Genomic DNA, 11167 nt, shown 5'->3' with positions numbered 1-11167 from the left:
GGTTGTGAAATAAAGGTTGACTGGTTATTCGTAGTGATATTGTTCACCTTTTGTGGCTGCTTTCCAGTCTTGTTCTTTTCATCAATAATAACTCCAACAATAGCGAACAACTAAATGTCGGGGTTAATCATGCTATATGACCTAGTCGATCACGATCTAATCGATGTTATTAACCACTCACACTACCAGTGGGAAGATGCAGTAAAAGAAACAACTCGTTACTTACAAGATAAAGGTTATGTTACGTCTGATTACGCAGATGCAATCATCCAATCAACTCATGACAATGGCCCATATTACGTGCTTTGTCCGGGGATTGCTATGCCTCATGCTCGACCTGAAGCTGGTGTTTTAAAAACAGGCATTGGTATTCACGTATTCGAGACTCCGGTGGATTTTGGCTCAGATATGGGACCAGCCAACGTTCTTCTAACATTAGCAGCAAAAGATTCTGATACTCACATTGAAGTGATTCAGGCACTCAGCGAAATGTTAGTAGATGAAGAAAATATAGAAAAACTTGCAGCGTCAAAAACAAAGCAAGACGTTTTAGAAATTATTAAAAACTACTAATAACAACCTTTCGTTAAGAAGGAGTATAACGTGACTACAAATGTTCGAGCAAAAGTGCAAGCCTTCGGTGGTCATCTGACTGCGATGGTATTGCCAAATATCGGTGCCTTTATCGCTTGGGGCTTTATTACAGCTTTATTTATCCCTACAGGTTGGATCCCAAACGAATACTTTGGTGAATTGGTTGGTCCAATGATCACCTATCTACTTCCTTTGCTTATTGGTTACACCGGTGGTCAGATTGTTGGTGACAAACGTGGTGCGGTTGCCGGTGCAATCGGTACGATGGGTGTAATTGCTGGTGCAGAGATTCCAATGTTTGTTGGTGCTATGATCATAGGCCCACTGAGTGGTTGGGTGATTGTACAAATCGATAAACGTCTACAAGACAAAATTCCATCTGGCTTTGAAATGGTAGTCAACAACTTTTCGCTAGGTATTTTCGGCATGATCATGTGTCTATTTGCTTACGCGATTGTTGGTCCATCTGTAACAGCTGCGAACTTATTCGTGAAATCAGGCATCGAAGCATTGGTTGCAACAGGTTTCCTACCTCTACTTGCTGTCATTAATGAACCTGCAAAAGTGTTGTTCCTGAATAATGCGATTGACCAAGGTATTTACTACCCTCTAGGTTTGCAAGCGGCGGCTGAGACAGGGAAATCTATCTTCTTCATGGTAGCGTCTAACCCAGGTCCTGGTCTTGGTATGCTGCTGGCTTACGCGAAATTTGGTCAAGGTCTAAGTAAAAAATCTGCACCAAGTGCCATCATCATTCACTTTTTCGGCGGTATTCATGAGCTGTATTTCCCGTATGTGCTAATGAAGCCAATCATGATTGTAGCAATGATAGCAGGAGCAGCGACAGGTATCGCAACGTTCAACCTATTTGATGGTGGTCTGGTTGCAGGTCCAAGCCCTGGCTCAATCTTCTCTTACCTAGCGCTAACACCAAAAGGCAGCTTCTTTGCAACCATTGCAGGTGTTGCAACAGCAACGATTGTCTCTTTCCTTGTGGCAAGTGCCATCTTGAAAGTGAGCAAGAAAGAAGAGTCAGAAGATGAGTTCGAGCAGTCAATCACTGACATGAAAGATATGAAAGCGGAAGGCGCAGTAGTAAAAGCGCCAGCGGCAGCAGCTCAAATTGAAGCAAAAGAGATTAAATTTGTTGCCTTTGCATGTGATGCAGGGATGGGGTCAAGCGCGATGGGAGCCTCTACCTTTAAACGCAAGCTGCAAAAAGCAGGCTATGACGTTGAAGTTAAGAACTTCGCTATCGAAAAAGTACCAAGTAATGCTGATGTTGTGGTCACTCATGAAAGTTTAGAAAGTCGTGCAGTAAAAGCAACGGGTCTGCCAGTGGTGACAATCAAAAACTTCTTACATGATCCGGCATTAGACAATTTAATGGAAACTATCAGTCAGCAAGCTTAATAACAAATTTAGGGGCTGAACATGGCCCCACTTTCGGAGAAAACATCATGGTTCAAACAACAGCAGCTGTAATTTGTGGTGAAAAAGATGTTCAGTTAAGAACTTTCGAACTACCAAAGATTTCTGATGACGAACTGCTGGTAAAAAACATTTCAAACAGCATCTGTCTTTCTACTTATAAAGCTGCGCTACTTGGCAGCAACCACAAGCGTGTACCAGAAAACATTGCAGAAGTGCCTGTAATGACAGGTCACGAATATGCAGGTGTGATTGTTGAAGTGGGTGCAAACCTTAAAGACCGTTTTAAGCCGGGTGAGCCGTTTGTACTGCAACCGGCAATGGGCCTCCCTACAGGCTACTCAGCAGGTTACAGCTATGAGGCATTTGGTGGTAACGCAACGTACTCAATCATTCCTAAAGTGGCAATTGACCTGGACTGTGTACTGCCATACAAGAGCTCTTACTACGCAAATGCATCACTTGCTGAGCCTATGTCTTGTATTATCGGTGCCTTCCACGCGAGTTACCATACCACGCCTTACGTTTACGAGCACAAAATGGGTATCAAGGAGGAGGGGGCTCTGGCTCTTCTTGCTTGTGCTGGCCCTATGGGTATTGGCGCGATCGACTATGCTATCAACGGTCCAGTAAAACCAAGTCGCATTGTGGTGACAGATATTGATGATGCTCGCTTAAAACGCGCAGAGAGTTTAATTCCAGTATCGAAAGCAGCTGAAAATGGTATTGAGCTGCATTATGTAAACACAGCAAAGGTGGATGATCCAGTAGCTCATCTGAAAGCGTTGAATGACGGTAATGGCTATGATGATGTGATGGTTTACGCAGCCGTTGCACAAGTGCTAGAGCAAGCAGATGAATTGTTAGGTAATGATGGCTGTCTAAACTTCTTCGCAGGCCCAACAGACAAGCAATTCAAAGTCCCATTTAACTTTTACAACGTTCACTACGAGTCAACGCACATTGTTGGTACATCAGGAGGTTCAACTGGCGATATGGTTGAATCACTAGAGTTATCAGAAGTCGGTAAGATCAATCCATCATTCATGCTGACTCACGTTGGTGGTCTAGAGGCTGCGCCACATACCATCTTGAATCAACTTGATATTCCGGGTGGTAAAAAGCTGATCTACCCTCACATCGACCTGCCACTAACGGCAATTGACGAGTTCCACAAATTAGCCGGTCAAGATCCGTTCTTTGGTGAACTTGACAAAATCTTGAAAGATAATAACTACGTTTGGAATGAGCTGGCAGAAAAAGCGTTACTTGAATTTTATGACGTGAGTTTAACTGCTTAATCGATAAATTAGTGGCAGCTTTGTTGCTGCCACTAAAATTATAAGGAACATGTTATTACGGTGCAGGATGAATTATTAGATGCGTTAGAAGAGTGCGAAACGGCCACTTGTTTTATTCAAGTGTCTCATAAACTGATTACAGCCCAGTTGAAGCATTTGTTACCCCGAGTATTTGTGCAAGATCCACTGGTTATTGAATATGCGGTGACCCCTCTATTAAAAAATGAGGGACCATTGGTTGAAGTTGATGTCGTTTCTAAGTTGATGTTCGCAATGGGGAAAATAACCCTAGAAACCTATGCAGACATTGGACTGTTTGATCAGATGCATGACTATGTTTCAAAGCAATCTGAGCCGATAGCGTTTCGCGATGAGATGATATATGACTTCATCAGTAATCAATCTTCACTCAAACAGAGTGAGGCAAATATGTACCTTGACTCTATCAACCAATTAAAATTTTCATCATTTGATTCCTTTTCTCAAGCACGTTATGAATCGCTGATCAAAATCGTATTGAAGCTCTCTTGTGAGGGTTTACTTGAAAAGGTAGAGAGTGAAGTTATCAGCTAGGACCCTCTATGAAAGTGTCATTAAATGTTAGTGGCTTTGAAAGTGAAGCTGTATTTCCAGACAAAGATATTGAACAGATCCATAAACCACTAGTTGAAAAGTTCACCAAGCTTTTTCAACAAAAAAATGAACGCATCATCATCTTTCTTGCCGCGCCTCCGGGCAGTGGTAAATCAACGCTAGCGGCCTTTTGGGAATATCTGTCCAATACAGAATCGAATGTTGAGCCGCTACAGGTACTTCCTTTTGATGGCTTTCATTTCCCAAATGAGATCCTAGATTCTAACTACACAACCCGTAATGGCGAGCAAATTCCCTTGCGTAGTATTAAGGGTGCATTTGAGACATTTAATCTCACCTCATTGATCGACAAACTGAAACAGCTAAAAGTAAAAGATCCTAAGTGGCCTTATTACGATCGCAATTTGCATGATCCAATTGATGATGCGATTGCGGTTGAGAAAGAGATTGTTGTCATTGAAGGTAACTATTTGTTGCTTGACGAGCCTGTTTGGAATGGGCTGCATAAATTAGCGGACTTCACGGTCTTCATTGATACAGATCCTAAGTTTCTTGAAGAGCGTTTGGTTGGCCGTAAAGTCCGAGGCGGCACGAGTTTTGAGGATGCCAAAGTCTTTTATGAAAAGTCAGACTCACAAAATGTCGATATAGTCCTCAATCACTCAATTTCAGCCGATCTAACCCTATATATGAACCAAGACGGTTCGTTTGAAATTCAATAGATTACCTAAGGAGGTCGTAATGGAAATCGTTGTCGACAGCCATACACATACTCTTGCTAGCGGACACGCTTACAGCACAATTATTGAAAACGCTTTAGCATCTAAGGAAAAGGGGCTAAAACTTCTTTGTACAACGGATCATGCTCCTGAAATGCCAGGTGCCCCCCATTACTGGTTTTTCAACAATCAAAGAATTTTGCCCCGATTTCTTCATGGAGTTGGTATTTTGCGGGGTGTTGAAGCGAACTTAATGAACGTAGAAGGTGATCTTGATCTCGCACCATCCACCCATCAACACTTGGACTGGACGATTGCCAGCTTTCATGAACCGGTTTTCCCTCTCTCGACAGAAGATGTTCACACCGAAACGCTACTAAATGTGATCAAAGGTGGCAAGGTTGATGCACTTGGTCATTTAGGCAACCCAAATTATAAATTCGACATCCGAACGGTGTTGGAGTGTGCCAAAAAGCACAATGTATCTATTGAGGTCAACAACACCTCTTTAACCGGCAAGAGTCGTAAAGGTAGTGATGTGCGCTGCTCAAAAATTGTTGAAGTTGGTAAAGAAGTTGGGGTGTATTTTACGACGGGCTCTGATGCACATTTCTGTGAGGAGATTGCAAAATTGGATCTTGCTGTAGCGTTGTTGGAAAAGCACGGTGTTGCTAAAGAGAAAATTATCACTACTTCAACCGCCCGGTTTTTAAGTTTCTTACTGCAACGCGGAAAAAAACGTATTGATGAATTTGCAGAACTATATTGATCTGAAAATTTTCAGACGTGCTTTTTAGAGTAAGTAGTTCCCCAAAACCTTCGTTTTAATTAAGTGAGGATAAAATGCTAAAAGCTGTGCTGTTTGATATGGACGGTTTAATTTTTGATACTGAATCTATGGCTAAACAAAGTTGGCAGTTTGCTGCAATTGACCAAGGTTTAATTTTATCAGACGAACAATACCAGCAGTTCATAGGTACACCCGGCTCAGAATGTGAAGAGATGGTCGCGAAGCTTTTCAATGGAAAAATTGATATGGAGCGTTATAAACGTGTTCGTAATGGGGACTTGCATAATAGACGTGAAAAAGGGATATCACTTAAACCCGGTTTTAACTCCTTGTTTACGGCGATTGAGCAGCGCAGATTAAAAGTTGCCCTCGTCACATCATCTCCTTTATCTGATGTCGAACATAATTTCCAAAATATCCAAGTATTAGACAAGTTCAATACAATCGTCACCGCTGAAAATGTGCGACGTGGAAAACCCAATCCAGAATGTTACCAGCTTGCATGTAAGCAATTGGGTTTGTTACCCCAAGAATGTTTAGTGTTGGAAGATTCTAATAATGGTGTGCGAGCAGGGATAGGAGCGAACTGTCACTCAATTATGATCCCTGACTTATTACCTCCCGCTAAAGATGTAGAGCATGTTCTTCAGGTTTCTACCCTTGAAGATGTTATTCCTTATTTGGATAAATTTTAAATTCCAATTTGCTAAGGTTAGAGCGTAGATTGTTGACGTACTTACCTTCAAAGACACAGATTTAATCGTTAAAACACTAATTCCCATTCAGGTCTCCTATTTCTGAAGGTCTGTAATGGCATGAAGTCGTGCTAATAAATTCCCAGAACTATATTGAAGATGACACTATGTTAAATAAAGAAATACAACGCCAAGACCTCGCGAACGCAATTCGCGCTTTAAGTATGGACGGTGTTCAAAAAGCTAATTCTGGCCACCCGGGTGCACCTATGGGTATGGCAGATATTGCTGAAGTTCTTTGGCGTTATCACCTAAACCACAACCCACAAAACCCAGAATGGGCTGACCGCGACCGTTTTGTTTTATCTAACGGCCATGGCTCTATGCTGATTTACTCTCTGCTTCATCTAACAGGTTATTACCTGTCTATTGATGATCTTAAGAACTTCCGTCAGCTTCATTCTAAGACTCCTGGTCACCCAGAGTACGGTTATGCTCCGGGCGTTGAGACAACCACTGGTCCTCTAGGTCAAGGCATCACTAACGCAGTTGGTATGGCATTGGCAGAGAAAGCACTTGCCGCACAGTTCAACAAACCTGATCATGACATCGTTGACCACTTCACTTATGTATTCATGGGCGATGGCTGTCTGATGGAAGGTATCTCGCACGAAGCCTGTTCTCTTGCTGGTACGCTAGGTCTAGGTAAGTTAATAGCATTCTGGGATGACAATGGCATTTCAATCGACGGTGAAGTCGAGGGTTGGTTCTCTGACGATACACCTAAGCGTTTTGAAGCATACGGTTGGCATGTAATCCCTGCTGTAGACGGTCACGATTTTGAAGCAATTGACGCGGCTATCGAAGCTGCTAAAGCTGACCCTCGTCCAACACTAATCTGTACTAAGACTATCATCGGTTTTGGTTCTCCAAACAAATCTGGCTCTCACGATTGTCACGGTGCACCGCTAGGCCACGATGAAATTGCAGCAACGAAAGCGGCACTAGGTTGGGAATTCGGCCCATTCGAAATTCCTGATGATATCTACGCAGAGTGGTCTGCGATCGATGTTGGCGCAGCGAAAGAAGCGGCTTGGAACGAAAAATTTGAAACATACGCAGCAGCATATCCAGCGGAAGCTGCTGAGCTTAAGCGCCGTCTAAACGGTGATCTACCAGCCGAGTGGGAAGAGAAAGCAACACAAATCATCATTGATCTTCAGGCTAACTCCGCTGATATCGCATCACGTAAAGCTTCGCAAAACGCACTAGAAGCGTTTGGTGCAATGCTACCTGAATTTATGGGCGGCTCTGCTGACCTTGCGCCATCTAACCTCACCATGTGGTCTGGATCTAAGTCTCTTGAACCTGCTGATTTCTCAGGTAACTACATCCATTACGGTGTGCGTGAATTCGGTATGACAGCAATCATGAATGGTATCGCATTACACGGTGGTTTCGTACCATACGGTGCTACGTTCCTAATGTTCATGGAATATGCTCGTAACGCAATGCGTATGGCAGCTCTAATGAAAGTGCAGAACATCCAAGTTTACACTCACGACTCTATCGGTCTGGGTGAAGATGGTCCCACGCATCAACCAGTTGAGCAAATGGCCTCTCTACGTCTAACGCCAAATATGAGCACATGGCGTCCCTGTGATCAAGTTGAATCAGCTGTGGCTTGGAAACTCGCTATCGAGCGTAAAGATGCACCAACGTCACTAATATTCTCTCGTCAAAACTTAACACAGCAACCACGTGATGCTGAACAGCTAGTAAATGTTGCTAAGGGTGGCTACATCCTAAAAAATTGTGAGGGCAAGCCTGAGCTTATCTTTATCGCAACAGGATCTGAGGTTCAGCTAGCAGTAGAAGCGGCAACACAACTCTCCGTAGAGGGTAAGAAAGTACGCGTTGTCTCAATGCCATCAACTGATGCATTCGACAAGCAAGACGCTGCATACCGTGAAGAAGTTCTCCCATCAGACGTAACAGCACGTATCGCTATCGAAGCAGGTATTGCGGATTACTGGTACAAGTACGTTGGTCTAAACGGCAAAATCATCGGTATGACAACATTCGGTGAATCTGCGCCTGCTGGTGAATTGTTTAAGATGTTTGGCTTTACGCTAGATAACGTATTGACCACTGCACATGCATTACTTGAAGCACAAGTTAGGAAGTAATAAGACAATGTTAGATATAAAAAAACAATGGCAAGACTTGGAGATTATACCGGGTGTGATTTTTGGAGAAGATGTCCAAAAGATCTACAAACTGGCTAAACAGAATAAATTCGCGCTTCCAGCTATCAACTGTGTAAATACAGACTCAATCAACTCGGTACTCGAAGCGGCCTCAGACATTGGTTCACCAGTGATTATTCAATTGTCGCACGGTGGTGCAGGCTTTTTTGCGGGAAAAGGTCTGAAACTTCCAGGGCATGCAGCGCAAACTTTAGGCGCTATCATTGCTGCTAAATATGTACACGAAGTGGCACCTGCTTACGGTGTTCCTGTAATTCTGCATACTGACCACGCATCAAAGGCTTTACTTCCGTGGATTGATGCTTTACTTAATGCTGGTGAAGAATACTTTGCACAAACAGGCAAGCCACTTTTTTCTTCACACATGATTGACTTATCTGAAGAGTTGTTAGAAGAAAATATCGCCATTTCAGCTAAATACCTAGAGCGTATGAGTAAGATTGGTATGTCGCTTGAAATCGAACTTGGTTGCACTGGTGGTGAAGAAGATGGAGTGGATAACTCTCATTTAGATCAATCAATGCTGTACACCTCTCCAGAAGATGTGGCGTATGCTTATGATAAATTAAGCTCAATCAGCCCACACTTCACGATTGCCGCATCATTTGGCAATGTACATGGTGTGTACAAGCCTGGTAACGTGGTTCTGACTCCTACAATTCTTCGTGAATCTCAAACATATGTTTGTGAAAAATTTGGTCTCGATGCAAACGCTTTATCTTTTGTATTCCATGGAGGTAGTGGTTCAACGGAGGCTGAAATTAAAGAAGCTATTGAATACGGTGTGGTCAAGATGAATGTTGATACCGATACACAATGGGCTACGTGGGATGGTGCGCGCCAATATATTGCGGATAATTTTTATTACTTGCAAGGTCAGATTGGTAACCCTGAGGGGGAAGACAAGCCGAACAAGAAATACTATGACCCTCGTGTTATTCTGCGAGCAGGTCAGACCTCGAATATCAAGTTAGTCAAAAAACTGTTCGCTACTTTAGGCGTCTGTTTATAGATAACAATTATCATTGAAAAGCCTCAATTTGTGACTTGAGGCCTTTTTACGGTTCTTGATTCTCTTCGATGGTGTTTTTTAAGTGGTTCTTTATTTGCCGAGCCTTTTGTTGTTGACTCACTTTTGTCCCAAAATGAGTTTAGAAGCCGGCTTATTGATTGTGCAGCTTGTGTGTACAGAAGCAAAAAAAGAATGGGGAGCGTGATTGCTCCCCATTATCATTTTTACCGCTGTTGGTGGCGTTACTTTTCTTTGATGGCTTCACAGCCTTCAGGAACGGTGATGCTCGCTACGTCCTTACCTTCCTGTTGTGCAGCTTTCACATCCATTTTGTATTGAGTGCATTTGCCTACACTGACGTTAACTGCACCCGAATCCGCGGATGGGTTTCCGCCCAGTGTTCCACCAGCAAATGCGGAAGAGGTAGAGAAAGCTAATGCTGCTGTGATAAGTAGAGTTGACTTGTTCATAATTTATCCTTACGAGTTGGTTGAGTGTGTTATTGAGGGATTGAGAATTAGAAGGTGTAGGCAAAGGTGCCAGCACTGGAGGTGACTTCGATTTCTTTCACGCTGTCCACGGTGCAGTTGTTGCTGTATCCGGTGTAGGTTTGGCCGAAGTTTAATGAAACGTTTCTTGATAGCTCTGAGGTTGTGCCTGCGGGTAAGCGGCAGTTGCCTCGGTTAATCACCACATTGCTAATTACGGTGTTGTCGGTGATAGCTTGCAGGTCAAAGACCAATGTTCCCCAGTGAGGATTAGTTGATATCGATATTTCAATATCTGCTGTTACTGTTTGAGTCTCTTCTTGGTTGCCACAAGCGGTGAGCCCGATAAACAGGATGGTCATAGCGGCGTATCGGAGTAGGGTGTTGGTTAATGTCATAACGGTGCTCTCCTTATCGGTGAGTGAAATTCAGGATGCACTGATTCCATCGTGTTCAAGCATGAACCGCTCAAGATTGAAATCAGTCGGATAGGTAAAAGAAAACGTCGATACACTGGCCTTATCAATCAAAGGCAAGGCTAGGGTGCGTATCGTGTGTTGACCGGATAATCGAAAGAGCAGCAAGAGCGCGTCACACTGAACCGAGAGTCCCAGTGGCTCAATGAGCGCCTTCTCTTGCTGCAATACTTGGCTCGATATCTTGAGCATACGGTTGTGCAGTAATGCGGTATGTACCGCATTCAACACTTGCCGTTGTTCGTCACTCCACTCGCGAATATTGGGCAATTCCACATGCACTTTTTCCAACCATGCTTGCTCTTTTGAATGCGCTGAACCCTTGTGTGGCAAGGGTTTGTCTCTCTCCGAGGAGGACCCTTGCCCATAATTCAGTGCATCAGGAACCAGCGGCAGTAAGTACTTGTTGGTCAGTTGCCAATAGAGCATTTCCTGCTTGTTGAGTTTCAGTAATTGCTCTGAGGTTTTGCGATAAACATGGGGCATGCTCATCGAATCACACTCCACATTAAACACCTCCACAATGACTTTATCGAGGTAGCGTTTAATGCTGCGCGTAGTGCGGTGGATATCGAGTTGGGCTAACTGCTGCTGCAACTCCCTAACGGTGATCCATCGATGTTGAGGAATAAGCATCAGCGTGTGCAGCAAAGCGGATAACCCTTCAATGCTGGTTTTATTGCTCATGACTACGCTCTCAATACATCAAAGCTCCACACCGGAGTCGGACATTTAATGTCGGGAGAATAGAGGTGGGTCAGACACATAATGTCCAACGGTGAAAACAGCATCAATCG

General features: G+C 43.5%; 12 protein-coding genes. 9 read left to right on the top strand and 3 right to left on the bottom strand.

The features are described from left to right. The first annotated feature begins 129 nt into the window (after window positions 1–129). The 9 genes from B9J87_RS04475 (at window position 130) to fbaA (ending at window position 9406) form a co-directional block, all read left to right on the top strand. Complete coding sequence (locus B9J87_RS04475) at window positions 130–573, top strand: PTS sugar transporter subunit IIA (protein WP_094149510.1); 444 nt, start codon at window positions 130–132, stop codon at window positions 571–573. Between the two features lie 30 nt (window positions 574–603). Further along, window positions 604–2007 (top strand): PTS mannitol transporter subunit IICB, encoded by a 1404-nt coding sequence (locus B9J87_RS04470; RefSeq protein ID WP_094149506.1) that lies wholly within the window; start codon window positions 604–606, stop codon window positions 2005–2007. 47 nt (window positions 2008–2054) lie between these two features. Then, a complete protein-coding gene (locus tag B9J87_RS04465; RefSeq protein ID WP_094149504.1) occupies window positions 2055–3326 on the top strand; it encodes a zinc-binding dehydrogenase in 1272 nt (423 codons plus the stop codon). A 54-nt stretch (window positions 3327–3380) separates the two neighbouring features. Next, window positions 3381–3899, top strand: coding sequence for an MltR family transcriptional regulator (locus B9J87_RS04460; protein WP_176429478.1), 519 nt, complete (start codon window positions 3381–3383; stop codon window positions 3897–3899). Window positions 3900–3907: 8 nt separating this feature from the next. Beyond that, window positions 3908–4642 (top strand): nucleoside/nucleotide kinase family protein, encoded by a 735-nt coding sequence (locus tag B9J87_RS04455; protein ID WP_094149500.1) that lies wholly within the window; start codon window positions 3908–3910, stop codon window positions 4640–4642. Between the two features lie 19 nt (window positions 4643–4661). Then, window positions 4662–5408: a phosphatase gene (locus tag B9J87_RS04450; RefSeq protein WP_094149498.1), complete on the top strand. Its 747-nt coding sequence runs from the start codon at window positions 4662–4664 to the stop codon at window positions 5406–5408. Between the two features lie 74 nt (window positions 5409–5482). Continuing rightward, window positions 5483–6124 carry an HAD family hydrolase gene (locus tag B9J87_RS04445; RefSeq protein WP_094149496.1) on the top strand — a complete coding sequence of 214 codons (642 nt, stop codon included), beginning with the start codon at window positions 5483–5485 and terminating at the stop codon, window positions 6122–6124. A 182-nt stretch (window positions 6125–6306) separates the two neighbouring features. After that, window positions 6307–8313, top strand: a complete 2007-nt coding sequence (tkt, locus tag B9J87_RS04440) for a transketolase (protein ID WP_094149508.1) — start codon at window positions 6307–6309, stop codon at window positions 8311–8313. A gap of 7 nt (window positions 8314–8320) precedes the next feature. Next, window positions 8321–9406 (top strand): class II fructose-bisphosphate aldolase, encoded by a 1086-nt coding sequence (gene fbaA, locus B9J87_RS04435; RefSeq protein WP_094149494.1) that lies wholly within the window; start codon window positions 8321–8323, stop codon window positions 9404–9406. Between the two features lie 242 nt (window positions 9407–9648). Here the strand turns inward: fbaA and B9J87_RS04430 are convergent, their stop codons facing one another. Genes B9J87_RS04430 through B9J87_RS04420 form a run of 3 tightly spaced genes read right to left on the bottom strand, consistent with a single transcriptional unit; the run spans window position 9649 to window position 11057 of the window. After that, window positions 9649–9876 (bottom strand): hypothetical protein, encoded by a 228-nt coding sequence (locus B9J87_RS04430; protein WP_094149492.1) that lies wholly within the window; start codon window positions 9874–9876, stop codon window positions 9649–9651. 47 nt (window positions 9877–9923) lie between these two features. After that, complete coding sequence (locus B9J87_RS04425) at window positions 9924–10292, bottom strand: hypothetical protein (RefSeq protein ID WP_094149490.1); 369 nt, start codon at window positions 10290–10292, stop codon at window positions 9924–9926. Window positions 10293–10322: 30 nt separating this feature from the next. Continuing rightward, on the bottom strand, window positions 10323–11057 hold the full coding sequence (locus B9J87_RS04420; protein ID WP_094149488.1) for a WYL domain-containing protein: 735 nt from the start codon (window positions 11055–11057) through the stop codon (window positions 10323–10325). Window positions 11058–11167 lie beyond the last annotated feature (110 nt).

This window comes from Vibrio sp. V19_P1S1T109 (assembly GCF_002241375.1).
Taxonomy (GTDB): domain Bacteria; phylum Pseudomonadota; class Gammaproteobacteria; order Enterobacterales; family Vibrionaceae; genus Vibrio; species Vibrio anguillarum.
The sequence above is the reverse complement of the archived record's forward strand: the minus strand, read 5'-3'. Positions and strand labels throughout refer to the sequence as shown.

Bases quoted from the DNA above. Each gene is read 5' to 3' on its own strand.
- B9J87_RS04420 (WP_094149488.1), bottom strand. From the start codon at position 11,057: ATGAGCAATAAAACCAGCATTGAAGGGTTATCCGCTTTGCTGCACACG.
- B9J87_RS04455 (WP_094149500.1), top strand. From the start codon at position 3,908: ATGAAAGTGTCATTAAATGTTAGTGGCTTTGAAAGTGAAGCTGTATTT.
- B9J87_RS04450 (WP_094149498.1), top strand. From the start codon at position 4,662: ATGGAAATCGTTGTCGACAGCCATACACATACTCTTGCTAGCGGACAC.
- B9J87_RS04430 (WP_094149492.1), bottom strand. From the start codon at position 9,876: ATGAACAAGTCAACTCTACTTATCACAGCAGCATTAGCTTTCTCTACC.
- fbaA (WP_094149494.1), top strand. From the start codon at position 8,321: ATGTTAGATATAAAAAAACAATGGCAAGACTTGGAGATTATACCGGGT.
- B9J87_RS04425 (WP_094149490.1), bottom strand. From the start codon at position 10,292: ATGACATTAACCAACACCCTACTCCGATACGCCGCTATGACCATCCTG.
- B9J87_RS04445 (WP_094149496.1), top strand. From the start codon at position 5,483: ATGCTAAAAGCTGTGCTGTTTGATATGGACGGTTTAATTTTTGATACT.
- B9J87_RS04465 (WP_094149504.1), top strand. From the start codon at position 2,055: ATGGTTCAAACAACAGCAGCTGTAATTTGTGGTGAAAAAGATGTTCAG.
- B9J87_RS04475 (WP_094149510.1), top strand. From the start codon at position 130: ATGCTATATGACCTAGTCGATCACGATCTAATCGATGTTATTAACCAC.